General features: G+C 64.5%; 18 protein-coding genes. 4 read left to right on the plus strand and 14 right to left on the minus strand.

Annotated elements, in window-relative coordinates; translation table 11 throughout:
• Positions 1 to 43 precede the first annotated feature (43 nt).
• The 7 genes from ACSFDB_RS15230 to ACSFDB_RS15260 all read right to left on the minus strand — a co-directional run bounded on the left by ACSFDB_RS15230 (position 44) and on the right by ACSFDB_RS15260 (position 5,135).
• Positions 44 to 646, minus strand: a complete 603-nt coding sequence (locus tag ACSFDB_RS15230) for a HemK2/MTQ2 family protein methyltransferase (protein ID WP_440771788.1) — start codon at positions 644 to 646, stop codon at positions 44 to 46.
• Complete coding sequence (locus ACSFDB_RS15235; RefSeq protein ID WP_440771789.1) at positions 646 to 1,860, minus strand: mechanosensitive ion channel family protein; 1,215 nt, start codon at positions 1,858 to 1,860, stop codon at positions 646 to 648. Before ACSFDB_RS15235 ends, ACSFDB_RS15230 begins: the two co-directional genes overlap by 1 nt.
• Before the next feature lie 108 nt (positions 1,861 to 1,968).
• A complete protein-coding gene (locus tag ACSFDB_RS15240) occupies positions 1,969 to 2,820 on the minus strand; it encodes a 16S ribosomal RNA methyltransferase A (RefSeq protein ID WP_440771790.1) in 852 nt (283 codons plus the stop codon).
• A gap of 195 nt (positions 2,821 to 3,015) precedes the next feature.
• Positions 3,016 to 3,426: a GNAT family N-acetyltransferase gene (locus ACSFDB_RS15245; RefSeq protein ID WP_440771791.1), complete on the minus strand. Its 411-nt coding sequence runs from the start codon at positions 3,424 to 3,426 to the stop codon at positions 3,016 to 3,018.
• A gap of 94 nt (positions 3,427 to 3,520) precedes the next feature.
• Positions 3,521 to 4,117: a DUF655 domain-containing protein gene (locus ACSFDB_RS15250; RefSeq protein ID WP_440771792.1), complete on the minus strand. Its 597-nt coding sequence runs from the start codon at positions 4,115 to 4,117 to the stop codon at positions 3,521 to 3,523.
• A 346-nt stretch (positions 4,118 to 4,463) separates the two neighbouring features.
• Complete coding sequence (locus ACSFDB_RS15255; protein WP_440771793.1) at positions 4,464 to 4,820, minus strand: RNA polymerase Rpb4 family protein; 357 nt, start codon at positions 4,818 to 4,820, stop codon at positions 4,464 to 4,466.
• Between the two features lie 6 nt (positions 4,821 to 4,826).
• Complete coding sequence (locus ACSFDB_RS15260; RefSeq protein ID WP_006090583.1) at positions 4,827 to 5,135, minus strand: 50S ribosomal protein L21e; 309 nt, start codon at positions 5,133 to 5,135, stop codon at positions 4,827 to 4,829.
• A gap of 278 nt (positions 5,136 to 5,413) precedes the next feature.
• Between ACSFDB_RS15260 and ACSFDB_RS15265 the strand changes: the two genes are divergently transcribed.
• Together ACSFDB_RS15265 and ACSFDB_RS15270 are read left to right on the plus strand one after the other, a co-directional pair.
• Positions 5,414 to 6,100: a helix-turn-helix domain-containing protein gene (locus tag ACSFDB_RS15265; RefSeq protein WP_440771794.1), complete on the plus strand. Its 687-nt coding sequence runs from the start codon at positions 5,414 to 5,416 to the stop codon at positions 6,098 to 6,100.
• Positions 6,101 to 6,170: 70 nt separating this feature from the next.
• Positions 6,171 to 7,355, plus strand: a complete 1,185-nt coding sequence (locus tag ACSFDB_RS15270) for a cystathionine gamma-synthase (protein WP_440771795.1) — start codon at positions 6,171 to 6,173, stop codon at positions 7,353 to 7,355.
• An 18-nt stretch (positions 7,356 to 7,373) separates the two neighbouring features.
• Here ACSFDB_RS15270 and ACSFDB_RS15275 read toward each other — a convergent pair whose 3' ends face one another.
• The 3 genes from ACSFDB_RS15275 to ACSFDB_RS15285 all read right to left on the minus strand — a co-directional run bounded on the left by ACSFDB_RS15275 (position 7,374) and on the right by ACSFDB_RS15285 (position 9,893).
• Positions 7,374 to 8,105 (minus strand): phosphatase PAP2 family protein, encoded by a 732-nt coding sequence (locus ACSFDB_RS15275; RefSeq protein WP_440771796.1) that lies wholly within the window; start codon positions 8,103 to 8,105, stop codon positions 7,374 to 7,376.
• 6 nt (positions 8,106 to 8,111) lie between these two features.
• On the minus strand, positions 8,112 to 8,741 hold the full coding sequence (locus ACSFDB_RS15280) for a phospholipase D-like domain-containing protein (protein WP_440771797.1): 630 nt from the start codon (positions 8,739 to 8,741) through the stop codon (positions 8,112 to 8,114).
• A gap of 156 nt (positions 8,742 to 8,897) precedes the next feature.
• Positions 8,898 to 9,893: a terpene synthase family protein gene (locus ACSFDB_RS15285; RefSeq protein ID WP_440771798.1), complete on the minus strand. Its 996-nt coding sequence runs from the start codon at positions 9,891 to 9,893 to the stop codon at positions 8,898 to 8,900.
• Between the two features lie 134 nt (positions 9,894 to 10,027).
• On the opposite strand from ACSFDB_RS15285, the gene ACSFDB_RS15290 reads away from it, so the two are divergent.
• Together ACSFDB_RS15290 and ACSFDB_RS15295 are read left to right on the plus strand one after the other, a co-directional pair.
• Entirely contained in the window at positions 10,028 to 10,717 is a 690-nt protein-coding gene (locus ACSFDB_RS15290; RefSeq protein ID WP_440771799.1) for an MBL fold metallo-hydrolase, read from the plus strand.
• An 84-nt stretch (positions 10,718 to 10,801) separates the two neighbouring features.
• A complete protein-coding gene (locus ACSFDB_RS15295; RefSeq protein WP_440771800.1) occupies positions 10,802 to 11,242 on the plus strand; it encodes a hypothetical protein in 441 nt (146 codons plus the stop codon).
• 111 nt (positions 11,243 to 11,353) lie between these two features.
• Here ACSFDB_RS15295 and ACSFDB_RS15300 read toward each other — a convergent pair whose 3' ends face one another.
• The 4 genes from ACSFDB_RS15300 to ACSFDB_RS15315 all read right to left on the minus strand — a co-directional run bounded on the left by ACSFDB_RS15300 (position 11,354) and on the right by ACSFDB_RS15315 (position 15,468).
• Entirely contained in the window at positions 11,354 to 12,670 is a 1,317-nt protein-coding gene (locus ACSFDB_RS15300; protein ID WP_440771801.1) for an MFS transporter, read from the minus strand.
• Positions 12,671 to 12,897: 227 nt separating this feature from the next.
• Entirely contained in the window at positions 12,898 to 13,164 is a 267-nt protein-coding gene (locus ACSFDB_RS15305) for an elongation factor 1-beta (RefSeq protein ID WP_440771802.1), read from the minus strand.
• A gap of 7 nt (positions 13,165 to 13,171) precedes the next feature.
• Positions 13,172 to 13,351, minus strand: coding sequence for an HVO_2753 family zinc finger protein (locus ACSFDB_RS15310; RefSeq protein WP_006090569.1), 180 nt, complete (start codon positions 13,349 to 13,351; stop codon positions 13,172 to 13,174).
• 236 nt (positions 13,352 to 13,587) lie between these two features.
• On the minus strand, positions 13,588 to 15,468 hold the full coding sequence (locus tag ACSFDB_RS15315) for a cation:proton antiporter domain-containing protein (RefSeq protein WP_440771803.1): 1,881 nt from the start codon (positions 15,466 to 15,468) through the stop codon (positions 13,588 to 13,590).
• Positions 15,469 to 15,523: the final 55 nt, after the last annotated feature.

Genomic DNA, 15,523 nt, shown 5'->3' on the forward strand with positions numbered 1-15,523 from the left:
TCCCAACGTTCGGTGACTTTCGGACGGACACTCACCGGCCGTCTCACGTGATCAGCTCGAGCACCGTCAGCGTCTCGAAGGGGAAGGAGTCGTCCGCGATTGCGACGGCGCTGAACCCGTGTTCGCCGGCCTCCTCGACGACCTCGTCGACCCCCGTCAGGCTGCTAACGAGCAGGTAGACGACGCCGTCAGGTGCGAGCACGCGACCGACGTCAGCGAGGAAGGGGTCGATCACGGCTCGGCCGTCCTCACCGCCCGACAGGGCGCGCTCCATCCAGTCGTCCCACTCGTTTTCCGGGTCGGTCGGGAGGTACGGCGGATTGAAGACGACGGCGTCGAACGCGCCGTCGGCGAAGGGTGCGACGAGGTCGGCGCGGACCGCCTCGAGGCCCTGCTCTCGGGCCTGACGAACCGCGTGGGGGTTCAGGTCTGCGGCGACCACGCGCGCGGTCGTCTCCGCGTCGATCCGACCCGCGATGTAGCCGGAGCCGGTGCCGACCTCGAGGACGAACGGACCGGTTTCGCCGTCTCGCAGTTCGTCGTCATCCTGCAGAAGCCGGTCGCAGGCCGCCTGCGCGAGCAGGTGGGAGTCCTCCGCCGGCTGGTAGACGTCCGCGCCGACGCCGCGTCGGTCCTCGAGCCCCATCAGTCGTCCTCCGATGGCGTTCCTGGCTGTGTTTCCCGTTTCGGTTCGTCCGTCTCGCCGTCCGCAGAGTCGTCGATATCGTCGTCCTGCGGATTCAGCGAGGAGTCGCCCGCTTCTCGCTTGTCGTCCTCCGCGATTCGAAGGCCGCCGGTTTCGGCCCGGCCGGTCAGTTCGCGCTGCGGGTACGGGATCTTGATTCCCTCGTCCTCGAAGGCGCGCTTGATCGCGTGAATCGCGGCCGTCTTCGACTTCGAGAACCGGCGGGCGCTGGGGTTGTCGATCCAGAAGCGCACGCCCAGAACGACCGCCGAGTCGGCGAAGTTCTTCGTGATGACCTGTGGCGACGGCGCGGTTAGCGACTCGTCGAGCCCCTCGACTTCCGCCCTCGCGATCTCAGCGGCTCGCTCGACGTCCGTGGAGTAATCGACGCCGACGTCGACTTCGACGCGGAGTCGCCCGCGTTTCGAGCGGTTGGTCACCATACTCGAGGAGATGAGGTCGTTGGGGATCATGATGTACTCGCCGTCGAACGACTGGAGGCGAGTGTTGACGATCGAGATATCGGTGACGATTCCTTCCTCGTCGTCGACTTCGATCCAGTCGCCGATCTCGAACGGCCGGTCGAACATGAGGACAAAGCCCGCGATAACCGTCCCGAGCGTCTGTCGGGCGGCCATACCGATGACGATACCGGCGAACCCGGCCCCGACGAGCAGGCCACCGAGGTCGTCGATCCAGACGCCGAGAACGATGATGAGCGAAACTGACCAGATCAGCACCTGCGAGAGGCGGTGCGTGATCTCTCGCTGGTGGTCGGTCACGGCCGTCGCCGAGCCGAGCACCTCACGGAGCACTCGGCGAACGAATCGGGTGACGATGAGCGTCCCGATAACGAGAACGAACGTGAACACGCCGCGTGCGATGACGTCGCTGCCGAGATCCTGATCCGTGTAAATCGACTGAATTTCGCTGGTCTGGTCCCAGACGCCCAGAATGATAGTCAGACTGAGGAGGCAGGTCGAGATCAACAGCCCCATCGAGATGATATCGCTGTACAGCGGTCGCGTTCGCTCGGTGAGCCATTCCTGTAGCTGGCGATAGGAGAGGAGAACGATGAGGAGGAGACCGACCGCTGCGAACGTGACCGCGAGCCTGCCGTTGGTCGTCTCGAAGACGTTCGATAGCCAGTCGAACCCCATCAGTATCTCGGACATGGGTAGTCGTCGTCTCTCGAGGCTGTCGTCCGCGGAGCTACGAGTATCCGTCGGTCGGCGTCGACACTGCCAACGGTTCTCGGTCGTCCGAAAATGGCCGTCACGGCCTCACTGTCCCTCACTTACTGCGCTGACGTCGGCCGCAAGTTGGGCCAGGGCCGCGAACTCCGCCGGTGCCATCGCGCCGGCACGCTTCTGGAGGATCTCCTCGTCTGCCGCCTCGACGACCGCGTCGGGCTCCTCGAGCCCCGAGATGTGTGCCGTGTTCCGAATCCCGTTCCGGATCGTCTTCCGGCGCTGGGTGAACAGGGCCTTGACGAACCGCAGGAAAAACTCCTCGTCGTCGACCTCGTAGTCCGGATCGCGGGGCTCGAGTCGAACGACCGCGCTCTGGACGGCCGGCGGCGGCGAGAACGCTTCTTTCGGGATGGACTCGACGAGTTCGGCGTCCGCGTAGTGCTGGGTCGAGACGGAGAGTCGGCCGTACTCGGGCGTTCCGGGTTCGGCAACCATCCGCTCGGCGAACTCCTGTTGAAACATCAGCACCAGGGGCCGTTTTTCGGGCAGGAGCCGAAACGTGATCTCGCTCGAGACGCCGTAGGGGAGGTTCGAGACAGAGGCGGTGAAGTCGGGGAGGTCGACCTCGAGAGCGTCGCCCTCGATGACCGTCAGCCGTCCGGCATCGATCTCCTCGCGGAACTCCTCCTGCAAGAACGCGGCGAGCGTTCGATCGCGTTCGACGACCGTCACCTCGTCGTCCTCGTTGCCCATCGCCAGCAGGCGGTCCGTCAGCGCGCCCGTTCCGCCACCGATCTCGAGCAGGTGGGAGGTGTCGGCGTCGATAGCCGCAAGATACGTCGGCAGTCGATCGAGAACGCGGTCGTCGACGAGAAAGTGCTGATCGCGGTCCGGATCGCCGCGGACGCCCGCCCGGGCGATCAGTCCGTCTGGATCTCTCATTGCCGGCGTTTTGGCGGGGATCGGTGTAAACGCACCGTCTTGCGGACCGCTGTTTGTCGCGAGTAGTGGCTCGCTCGAGCGTGGTGCTCCCACCGACGGCGGTGAGTTCCACATCGCTCACAAGTCACTTGTTCAATATCGACTCGTGCGATCTCTCTGGCGAGATCGAGAGGAACGGATTCTCTACACACCTTCTCAGAGCTCGGTCTCGAGGACGTACCCCCACTGCTCGAAACCCTGCCCATCGTAGTACTCGTGAACGTCCGTTTTCGCGAGCGGCGACGCCAGCGCGACGTACTCGCAGTCTTGCTCGGTCGCCCACTGTTCGACGAACCGGACGAGTTCGGTTCCGTACCCGTCGCCTCGGTGTGGTTCGTCGACGACGAGGTCGTAGAGCCACGCGTGTCGCGCGTGGTGGAGGACGTTCTCGAGGCGGACACCTGCAACACCGACGAGGTCACCGTCGGCGAACCCACCGAACAGGTGGTACTCGTCCTCGCCGGTCCACTCGAGCACGTCGCTCGGCTCGGCGTCGCTCCACAGCTGGCGGACGATCGGAACGGCCTCGCGACGCTCCGTCTCGTCGACTATCTCGCGGATCTCCATATCGCCTCCTGGCGGCGTACCCACTACGGTGTAGAGGATCCAACAGTTTTTGCGAGAAGCCCGCCGGCCGTCCTCGAGTCGGGGCTCGGTCCGCTTACTGATTCTGTTCCTGCTCGCGCCGCCCGACGAACGTCTGGTATTTGAGGTCGTCGTCGCGCAGTTCCTCGAGGATGCGCTCGACTAACACCTCGTCAGGGTCGTGGAGCCCGGAGACGCGTTCCGAAAGCTCCTCGAAGCTCTCGAAGGGCTTGCGCTTGCGTTCGTCGAGGATCCCGTTGCGGAGTTTCTTTCCGATCCCCGGCAGGAGATTGAGCTGGTGGAGCCGCAGCGTGATCGGCTGGGCGTCGTTGTAGAAGTCGACGAATCGCTGCTCGTTCTCCTCGACGAGATCGGCGACGACGTACTCGAGTTCCGACTGGGCGCCCGAGGAGAGATCCTCGTAGTCGACCCGGTGGGCTTCGGTGACGATGTCGCGTTCACCGGCTGGTTCCACGACGACTTCGCTCCCGATCGTGAGTCGTTCCTCCTCGTCGAAGGCGACCTGATAGAGTTGGAAATCGTCGATTCCAAGGGCGTATCCCGCTGGTGACTTCTCGTACTGTGGCCGGCCGTCGTCCGAGAGCCCGTGTGCGAGATAGTCCAACACGACTGCGCGGCGGATATCCGTCCCGTCGCTGTCGGCTTCGCTCATTGGTTTTGGATACGTCGAGGGCGTACTTAAAGAGTCGGCCCGCCATCGTGGGACGGGAACCGCCGTGCCCGGCTATTGTAGCCACTGAACGTGACTGGACCCTGATCGAGTCGAACAGCGCGATCGATCCGCCGAGCGACTCGCGGACGCGCCGGTCGAACCGACCGGCAGCGACTCCGATCGCCGCCGATGAATCGAGATGCGACTGGTCGAATCGTACTGAACCGTCGTCGCCAGAAAAGCGCGTTCCGAACGGCGCCGGCTCGTACGGTTTGCTGTACCGGTGTACGGGTGGGACCGCGAACCGTCCTGCGGTCCCGCCGGAAGTGACTTACAGCAGACAGTATCAGACGTACTGCGCGAGGACGTTGAGAATCTCGTCGAGTTCGTCGCCCGAGAGCGAGTAGCGCTGCTGGGCGTACACCGAGCGGAGTTCGTCCCGGTTGCGCGGCAGGAGGTTCGCGATCTTGTACGCCGTCGGTTCGTCGACTTTCTCGAGTTCCTGCAGGTCGTCGACGAGGTTTTGGGCCTCTTCCGGCTCTAAGACGGTGAATCGGTTGACGTGCTCGATCGCTCGCGCGAGTTCGTAGCGCAGTTCACGCTCTTCGTCCATCGCGCGTTCGGCTTCGATGTCGGCGAGCAGTTCCTTCGTCTCCGAGATCGTCAGGAACTCCTCGTCGACGATCTCTTTGAAGATCGTCATCCTGACTCAGATCCGGTTCTTGTCCTGGTTCTGTGCGCGCATGTGTGCCGCGGTGACGATCAGCGTCTTCTCCTTGCCGCGGTCGCTGATCTGCACCTTGAAGGCGTCGCCCTGTTTACCGACGACTTCGCCGGTCTGACCGTCGAAGCGCGGGTGGTAGCGTCCGTTCGGAACGCTCGGGTCGATCTTCAGGTGGACTTTCTCTCCGTTCTCGTACTCCTGAATCGCTCGCTGTGGCGGCGACGTGCCGCGGTCTCGAGGAGCGTTCGCGAGTTTCCTCCGGGTTCCCTGACGAGGGCCATTAGAGTGTGGCATAGTCGTACGGCCCTCTTGAGCGCTGATGGTTATAAAACGCACGTCTTTCGACTACCAGTTCCGCTTCGGCCCTCGTTCACACGGACCCGCCGCTCTGGAATGGCCCAGACACTCTCATGTCAGTGTCGCGCCCACTGGGGGGACAACTCGAGCCGATACCCGTCCGTCGTCTCCTGTTCTGGCTATCGAAACGGATCGTTTCGCCGGTTCGGGAAACCACGACTTAACCGCCCGTTTGTGGACGGATAGTTATGCGTGATGGCACCAGTTGAGAAGGTATGCGCCACTACGACGTTCGGCTCTCCCCAGCGGACGGGTGGTTTCACCCGTTCGAGAAGCGAATCGACGAGCACGAGGGGGTCGAACGCGTCGCGATTCAGCGGATCCGCCTGGCGACCGACGAACTCGGGCTGGTGCTGTACGAACTGGGTGGCGAGTTCGACCGCGTCGAGGCGTTCGTAGACGACGAACTCGGCCCGTTCGACTACTGGCTCGAGGCCTTCGGCGACCGAATCCTGCTCTGCTCGCAGTTCGTCCCGAATGAAACCGTTCGCGCGCTCCTCCGGATTACCCGTGAGTTTCAGGTCTTCCTCGATCCGCCGATGACCTACGTCCGCGACGGCGACCTGCGGGTGACCTACCTCGCGACGGAGCCGTCATTTCAGCGGGCGATGGCCGTCGTCCCCGAGGACGTCGACGTCGTTCTCGAGACGAAACAGCCGTTCGAACCCGACGAGAACGTCTTCCTCGCGACGCTCACTTCCCAACAGCGCCGACTGCTCCGGACGGCGATCGATCTCGGCTACTACGCCTCGCCGCGGGAGACGACCTACGACGAAATCGGCCGCGAAGTCGGCATCGCCGGCGGGACGGTCGGCGAGCACCTCCGGAAGATCGAGGCGAAACTCGTCGATCACGTCGTGTCGGAACCGATCTCCGAGTCGACGACGCCCCAGCAACTGTAGGGTTCCGACGACGTCGTCCCGATCGGCGGCGAAAGCAAGAGTAACCCCACTGCAGTCCGTTGGGCCCGGTATGGACGACCGCGAGCGCGACGGAAACGACGACCAGTATCGACTCGAGACCCGTTCGATCCACGCCGGACAGGACCCCGACGCGGAGACCGGCGCGCTGATGACGCCGATCCACGCTAACTCGACCTACGAGCAGGACGCGCCCGGAGAGCATCGGGGCTACGAGTACTCACGAACGGGGAACCCAACCCGAACCGATCTCGAGGCGAACCTCGCGAGCCTCGAGAACGCCGACTACGGCCGCGCGTTCGCCAGCGGGATGGCCTCGATCAACACCGTCCTCAACCTCCTTTCGGCCGGCGACCACGTCGTCACGGGCACCGACGTCTACGGCGGCACCCACCGCATCTTCACGCAGGTGTACGAGGAGTACGATATCGAGTTCACGTTCGTCGATATGACCGATCTCGACGAGATCGAGGGCGCGTTTCAGGAGAATACGGAACTGCTGTGGCTCGAGACGCCGACCAACCCGCTCATGTCGATCGTCGACATCGCTGGCGCGTCCGAGATCGCCCACGCACACGACGCGCTGTGTGCCATCGACAACACGTTCGCGACGCCGTACCTCCAGCGGCCGCTGGATCTCGGCGCCGACATCGTCTCCCACTCCCTGACGAAGTACCTCGGCGGTCACTCGGACGTCGTCGGCGGTGCCCTCCTGACGAACGACGAGGACCTGGACGAGCGACTGGGGTTCTACCAGAACTCGGTCGGCGCGACCCCCGGCCCCTTCGAATCCTTCCTGGTCCTTCGGGGCACCAAGACGCTGCCCGTCCGCATGGACCGCCACTGCGAGAACGCCCGCTCGATCGCGGCGTGGCTCGAGGACCACCCCGACGTCGACCGCGTCTACTATCCCGGGCTCGAATCCCACCCCGGTCACGAGATCGCCGCCGAGCAGATGGACGACTTCGGCGGCATGCTGAGTTTCGAACTCGACGCGAGCCTCGAGGAGGCGAGCGAGGCCGTCTCGAACACCGAGATCTTCACGCTCGCGGAGAGCCTCGGCGGCGTCGAGAGCCTGATCGAACAGCCCGCGCCGATGACCCACGCGGCGATCCCTCGCGAGGAGCGCATCGCCGCCGGTCTCACGGACGGCCTGATTCGGGTGAGCGTCGGCATCGAACACGTCGACGACCTGATCGCCGATCTCGACGCGGCGATCGAGTCGGCGCTCGACTGACCCAGTCGCGACGCGTCGTTACGAGGGATCGCCGACGCCGACCGGCCGACGGTCCGTTGCAGCGACGTGCCACCACAGGAAGCCGCCGACGCCGGCGACGAAGAGGCCGAGCTCCCAGAAACTGAACGGCCCGACGAACAGACTCGCGAGCAAGCACACCGAGGCGGAGCAAAAGCCCCCGCCGACTGCGATCGCTACTCGTCGCTCGGGATACCTCGAGAAGAGCCAGAAACCGCCGAGGAGGACCGCGTTGCCGATCACCGCGCCCGCGATTACGTCGACGAGGTAGTGAACCCCGAGGGTCATCCGAGTCAGGCCGACCAGTGAGACGATCGAGAGCGCGCCGAGGTACCGCTGTCGCCGACTGCCGACGGAGAGATGCCTCGCGAGCGACAGGTAGACGATCGTCGTCGTCACCGCGTGGCCGCTGGGAAAGCCCGCGCCGCTGTCGACGACGGCCAGTTCGTACAGCGGCTGGAGGATCGAGGGGAGCGCCTCGAGCGCGACCAGGGGCTGTTCGGGGCGCGGTACGGGGGCGACGATCTTGATCGTCCGCCAGATCCCCGTGCCAGTGACCAGCAGGCCGGCGGTCACGACGGCGTTGCGGCGGTCGTGGAACCGGTAGAGACAGCAGATGAGCAGCGTCGCGAACCAGATCGCGCCGAGTTGGGTCGCCATCGCGGTCGGAAACGCCAGCGCTTCCGGGACGATCTCCTGGAGGGCGTCGACCTCGCCGAAGTCACGTGCCATGGCCGGTCAGGTCGTCCAAGACATGAGCACGAACAGCCCGAGAAGCGCGAGGACGACGTACACCGACGGCTGGTGAACGACGGTGCGTCCCGAGAGCAGTCGCGCCTTGTTCGTCCACACCGAAATCGTGTTCAGGAGCATTACCGGCCGGAACAGGTCCCGCTTCCGAAACGGTTCGCAGATCGAGAGGAGTTCGTCCGTCCACTCGACGAACGGCTCGATATCCGCGTCGCCGTCGTCCGACTCGACGAGCACGCTCAGTTCGATGTTTTGCTCGAACGCGACCCGCGTGAGATTGATCGAGCCGACCATCGCGGTCGGGTGGTCGCCGGTCCGAACGTAGAGTTTCGCGTGGAGACAGCCGTGTGGATACTTGTACAGCTGAACTCTGTCGTCGAGTTGCTGGAGGTCGCGGGCGATCGAGGGCGTGAACTGATCCGCGGTCGGACTCACGACGACGACGAGTTCGTTCTCCGGAGATCGTGAGAGAAACCGCTCGATATCGGGACGGATGAGTCGGTACGCGCTGTTGGTGAAGTAGCCGGTCACGAGATAGATCGTTCCGTCCTCGTCGAAGAGCTGTGTAATCCCGTCTACGACCGTCGTATCACCGCACTGGTTGCTAATTAATTCCATTCGAGATACCTCATTCAGCTATCTAATTCAGTATAGCAACCTTCGATTCTGTCGGCATATACTTTTTGTTTCGTTGAAATGAATGGCAGAGAGTCGCAGACGGAAGTCGACCGACTCCGCGACTGTCCAGGGAACACTCCCCCGTTCGTCCCCGGATCAGTTCGACGGGCGGTTCGCTAACTGCGCCCGAAAGATCGTCTCGAACCCCTCGAGATACGCCCGGAGGTCGACGCTATCGACCGCACCGACGAACTGCGCCGCCTCGTCGTACTCGCTGCGCCAGCGATCGACGAAATAGGCCTCGATATCGGACCCGCGGATCGCCGTCACGATCGGTTCGACAGCGTCGTCCGTCAGCCGCGCCTCGAGTGTCTGCAGTTCGTCAATCGAGACGACGCCGGACTCGAGCGCGCGGACGACGACGCCCGAACTGTAGTCGCCTTCGGCCAGTTCGCGCTCCCAGGTCGCGATCCAGTTGCCGACCCGGGCCATCCGCTGTGCCCGCGTGACGACCTCCCGAACCGCCGCGAGTTCAGCCGCGTCGAACGACGATGAGTACGCGAGATCGATATCGGCGAAACAGAGCACCATCATGTTGTGCGCGTCGTACGTCCAGAGTTCGCGCTCGGAGGCGAGCCCGGGATGCTGGGCCAACAGCGCGGAGTAGTCGACCGACTGGAGCGCCTGTCGGAGATCGAACCGGAACAGTTCCGCGAACTCACCGGCCCGCGGACCGTCGTCGTACAGGGTTCGCAACTCCGTCCAGAGCTCGCGTTGAAATCGGACGTACTCGCCTGCAACTCCCGCTCGAGTCGGATCGGCGTGCTGGTGCTCGAAGGGCACTTTCAACAGCTCTGCGAGCGTCGCCCGGTCGCCGTACCGTTCGGCGACGTCGTCGACGACGGTGATGAACATCGTGGCGAGAACCTTCGCGCTGCGAGTCCGTCGAACGCAATCTGCATCGACACACGAGAGCCCGAACTCGGCCGTCGCTCGGTAAAACCAGCGCCAGAGCGATCGGTCTCGATCCGTGATCTGCTCGTCGTAGGCGTCGGCCAGCGGACGAACCACCTCGGGGAGCGACTGCGAAGCGGCGTCGGCGAACGGATCCGTCTCGACCTCGAGGGGCGAAAAATCGACTGTGCGTTCCATTTTCATAACCATATAACGTATCGGATTTATTAGTTTTCATTGCGCCGGAACTGGTCGTATAGAATCCATTCGGACGAGAGAGGTCTCGATCAGCGACGAACAACGCTTTCGGCCTGGCGGTGAACGTCTGGCGTATGGGAACGAACGAAGACCGCGATGCTGGCGTTCACACGCTTCCGATGACGGTCGACTACGGCGGCCGAGAGCTGACGATCACCCCGACGCTCGTCGAGACCGAGCGCGGACTGGTCCTGATCGACGTCGGCCCAGCGGGGACGGTCGACGCCGTACGAACGCACCTCCGATCGCTCGGCTACGAACTCGAGGACATCTGGCTCGTCCTCCTGACCCACCACGACGGCGACCACGCCGGCGGGCTCGCGGAGTTGCTCGAGCACGTCGACGCGGTCGTCGCGACCCACCGGAAGGAAGCGCCGTACGTGACGGGCGTCCACGATCCGATCAAGGGCGACGGCGATCGGTATCCGCCGGCGGCCGTCGACCTGGAACTCGTCGGCGGCGTCCGAATCCCGACGCTCGCGGGGCCGATGGCAGTCGTCGACACCCCCGGCCACTCGCCGGGCCACGTCTCGTTGCACTTTCCCGAAGACGGTCTATTGCTCGCCGGCGATGCCCTCGTCGCGGACGTAGACGAGCCGATAGACGGCCCGAAGGCCGAATTCACGCCGGATATGGACCGCGCGCTCGAGTCGGTCGCCGATCTGGCTGACCTCGATATCGAACACGTCGTCTGCTTCCACGGCGGCTACGTCGACTGCGGCTCCGAGGCGGTCGGAGAGATCGTCGAGAGCCACCGGGACTGAGCGCAGCCGGTTCGCCCCACCCGCCATCGAGTCCCAGCCCCCGAAACGGAATTCTCATCGGGCTCGAGCGACAACGCTCGCACAATGCGAATCGAACTTCGCGTCTGCCAGCACTGTCTCGACGGCGACGACGGACACGGCGGCCACCACAAGTCGGCGCTCCTCCAGGATATGGTCGCGTGCGCCGAAGTGATTCAGGAGCACAAGGACGTCCTCGACCTCGAGGACGTCCACATCCGGAAGGTCAAAGATACCGAGCAGGGGAAACCCGAGGCGCTGCCGGTCGTCGCGGCGACGATCCAGAACAACCAGATCGTCCTGAACGACACGCAACTCGTCGCGGAGGGACAGGACGGCAACATGCTGCTGTACGCGAACCCCGACGACATTCTGACGGTGCTCGCGGGCAACGTCGACGAGATCAGCAAAGCCGTTCCCGGCGACGTCACCGTCGATCTCTCGCCGAAGGGCGCGGAAATCATCTCCGAGGCCGGTCTCGGCGCGGATCGCGAAAAACAACCGTAGCGTCCGTCGGATCGGGCCGACTCGATGAGGTCGGCTCCGGAACCGCTTTTCGCTGGCGGCTCGAGTCGAGGTGTAACGGCCGAATCGAACCGGTCGACTATCTACGATAGGCTAGTCCGAACTCGAGGCTGCCTGACTCGGCGGCGACGCCTCCTCTCTGCGATCCCGGACGAGCAACCAACACGAACACAGGAAGCCGACGGCGACGGTTCCAGCGAGGATGCCGAAGGCGATCCGGTAGCCGAACTCGGTGTAAGCGACGGTGCCGCCGACGGTTTCTCCGGTCTGATAGGCGTCGAGGGCTACCCCCATCACCGTCGGGAGGATCGTGCCGCCGATGAAGCCCGCCGTGTTCACGGTCGCCGTCGCGACGCCGCTGGCGCCGGCCGGATACCGTTCCTTGACGACCGACAGCGAGAGCATCGCGGCGCCGAAGAGGAAGCCACACGCCAGATAGGAGACGGCGACGACGGCGAGCGGCGGTCGGCCGAAGACGGGGACCGCGGCGAGTGCGACCGCGAACAGGCCGATCCCGGCCGTCATCGGCAGCAGCCGCTGGCCCTGTCTGTCGGAGAGCCAGCCGATGGTCGTCGGACCGAACAGCACGCCGATCGATGCGAGGAGCGTGAAGTACGAGGCCGTCGTGACGTTCAGATCGTAGACCACGACGATGTACGGGACGCCCCACATCCCCACCAGCGTCAGCATCGCGCCGTTGCCCGCGAAGAACACGATCGAGAGCAGCCACTGGTCGAGGTCTCGTGCGAGCGTCCGCAGGTGGCCGCCGATCTCTCCGAGCGTGACCGACGGCTGTTCGGGAACGCCCTTGATCGGTTCTAGCCCGGCGTCGGCCGGCGACTGACGCGCGAGGACGTAGACGGCTCCGGCCGCGACGAACCCGACGCCGGCGAGGCCGAACATCGTCTCCCGCCAGCCGAACAGATCGACGGTGACCGCGAGCGGCGTCGTCGCGAGGATCGCACCGAGACCGGCCACGCTGCCGGTCAATCCAGTCATCGTCGCGAACTCGTCGGCGCGGTACCAGTTCGCACAGAATCGCAGAATCGAGACGAAGATGACGCCGCTGCCCAGACCGATGAGCGCGCGCGACCCGAACGCGGCGAGGTAGCTCCCACTGAGTGCGAAGCCGACGGCCCCGACGCTCAGGACGACGGCACCGGCCGAGCCGACGTACCGCGGGCCGAGTCGGTCGGCGAGGACGCCGGTCGGAATCTGGATCGCCGCGTAGATGAGGAAGAACGAGGCGTGCAGCGTGCCGAGCTGTGCCGCCGTCGTCTCGAAGTCGGCAGTCAGCCGTTCCGACAGCACGGCCGTCGACAGCCGGTGGAGATTGACGAGCAGGAAGACGATCACTAGCGCTCCCCACGCGAGCCACCGGCGTTTCGTCGGATCCGACAGGACGTTCACGTCGACACTCTTTCTCAGGTGGGATGGTAAGAATTGCGAGAGCCGCGCGGCTGGCGGAGTCCGACTCGAGGCCTGAACGTCACGTCAACGGCCGTTTCTCGAGCCACGCGACGGCGACTCACGAGTCACGCGACGGCGACTCACGAGTCACGCGACGGCCACGAACGGCGCGATGCCAACGGCTCCTCGGAGTGTGTGGTTGCTGAAGAATTCGGCCGAAGACCGGATCAGATACGGCCGACGTTTTCGACGCCGACGCTTTCGACGCCGTCGACTTCCGAGAAGTTCTCCTCGACGGTCTCCGTCCCGCCCGAGCCGTCGGGAACGATCACGGTCGGGTAGAGCGCGATGAGACCGAAGGCGACGTCCTCACGTTCGACGCCGTTGATCTTCGCACCCTCGGGGAGGGCGCTCTCGAGACGCTCCTGGAGCGCGTCCAGGTCGATCTCTGGGCTGTCCGGCATGACCTTGATTTTGGCAGCTACTTTTCCCATGGGTGTCTTACGGGCCGGTGAATCCGCAGTCGGGGCACTCGTAGAGGTTGCTCTGTTTGCGGCACTTGGCACAGCGGTAGATCTGGGCGCCACAGTCGGGACACTTGAACGCAGCGGCGTTCGTGCCCGCGATGTTGATCCCGCAGGAGACGCAGGATCGGGTCTGCTTGTCGTCCGTCGTACTCATACCCCTCCCTTCCCGCCCGCCGTTTTTAACGGTTGTCTTTTGGGGGCTCGAGACCGGTACGCTGTCCACGGTGCGTGTTGACGAGTGGTATGGGACGTCTCGCCCCAGCGTTTTCTGAGCCAGAAAACACCCTGCTGGGTACTTTATATTCCAGCCGAAAGGGAAGGATGAGGTTCGGTGGGTGAACGCCAGACCGGACCTCTGCCTCTGACATTCTGCGGTCGAAACTGCAGCCGTCAGTCGTGCGGATGAAACCGCCGGACGGCTGCTTTCACCGCATCCTCGCGCCCGAGAAACGTCACCTTGTCTCCCGCCTCGAGCACCGTGTCCGCGCTGGGGACGGACGTCTCCCCCTCGCGCGCGATGACGGCAACGATACAGCCGTCGGGGATCTCGGCGTCCAGCTCGGCGATGGTCGAACCGACCAAATCGCTGGCGGTGACCGAGATTTCCTGGGCATCGTGGCCCTCCCCGATCTGGGTCATCCACTGGGCGAGCGCGGGTCGTTCGATCTGATTGTCGAGCGACCACGCGGTCGCGCTCGAGACGTCGATGGCCCGGACGTCGAGCGTCTCGAAGGCGTCGACGTTGCTGGGCGTGTTGACCCGCGCAACGACGGTCTTGACGTCGTATTTCGTCCGGGCGAGCTGACAGACCAGCAGGTTCGTGTCGTCGTCCGCCGTCGTCGCGACGGCGATCTTCGCGTCCTCGATGCCGGCTTCTCGCAGCGTTTCGTCGTCGGTGCCGTCGCCCCCGTGGGCGGTGAATCCGTCCCGTCGGAGATCCTCGACGACGTCCGGGTCTTCGTCGATCAGGACGACGTTTTCTCCGCGATTCTCCAGTCGAGTGGCGAGCGATCGGCCGACCCGGCCGCCGCCGACGATGATGGTGCGCATTGGAATGACCTGAAAGTACTCCGCGATCTGGCGGGCGAGCCCCGCCTGTAAGACGACCGTGATGAAGATGACGAGAAAGACGGTGCCCGCGAGCGTCTGGGCGGCCTCGAACTGGCCCGCAGCCTCGAGTTCGATGGCGAACAGCGTCGCCACCGACGCCGGAATAATCCCCCGGGGACCGACGAACGAGAGGAACAGTTGTTCGTCGCGGCTGAACTGCCGGTCGGTCGCCGAGAGGGCGACGAGGATGGGGCGGATGAACAGCGTGACCGCGACGACGACGGCGATACCACCCGTTCCGAGCCCGATCAGCGAGTCGAAGTCGATCAACGCCGCGAGCGAGATGAAGACGAACGAGAGCACGATCAGCGTGAGGTCGCGGTTGAACTGCAGGATCTCTTCGCGGTGGGGGAGATCGACGTTACCGAGAACGAAGCCGGCGGTTGCGGCCGCGGCCACGCCGGTTTCGGAGAACACCGACTCGGCGAGACCGAACGCGACGAGCGCGCCGACGAGCGTCACCAGCCGCGCCAACTGCGGCGCGTTCCCCGCCGGCGTCGTGGCGTGGACGAGAATCGTTCGAACGATCAGCGCGACGACGATCCCGATCCCGATCCCCGCCGCCAGCCGCTGGAGGAACGCCGGCGGAATCAGCTCCGGCGAGTCCCCGACGACGAGGGCCTCGAAGATGACGATCGCGAGCACGGCCGCGGTGACGTCGTTGAAAATTCCCTCGGCCTCGAGGGCAGTGCCGACGTGTTCCCGGAGCGTGAGCACCTCGAGCAGCGGCGTGATCACCGTCGGACCGGTCGCGATCAACAGCGCGCCGATCAGAAAGGCGACGTCCCACTCGGTGCCGAGGAAGAATCGAACCGCGAGCGCCGTTCCGACGAACGTCAGCGCTGCACCGATCGTCATGAGTCGGACCACGGCCTGTGGGGCCTGCTCGAGTTTCTCGCGCCGGAGATGAAAGGCGCCGTCGAAGATGATGATGGCGACGCTGACGCCGACGACCGTCGAGAGTCCGTCGCCGAAGGTCTCGATGGTGACGAATCCGAGCCCTTCGGGACCGACGATAACGCCGATGACGATGAGAAAGAGCACGCTGGGGACCTGCAGGCGTTTGGCGAGCACCTGCGCGCCGACGCCGAGCGCGAGGATCGCGATCACGACTGACAGGAGATCCACGGGTGTGCGGAAGTGTACCACGAAGCAGTACATAACGACTCGGACGATTTCGGTCCCTGAAACCGTTCGATTGGGGGCGACCGTCGGC

This window comes from Natronorubrum amylolyticum (assembly GCF_052040145.1).
In the GTDB taxonomy this organism is placed as follows: Archaea; Halobacteriota; Halobacteria; order Halobacteriales; family Natrialbaceae; genus Natronorubrum.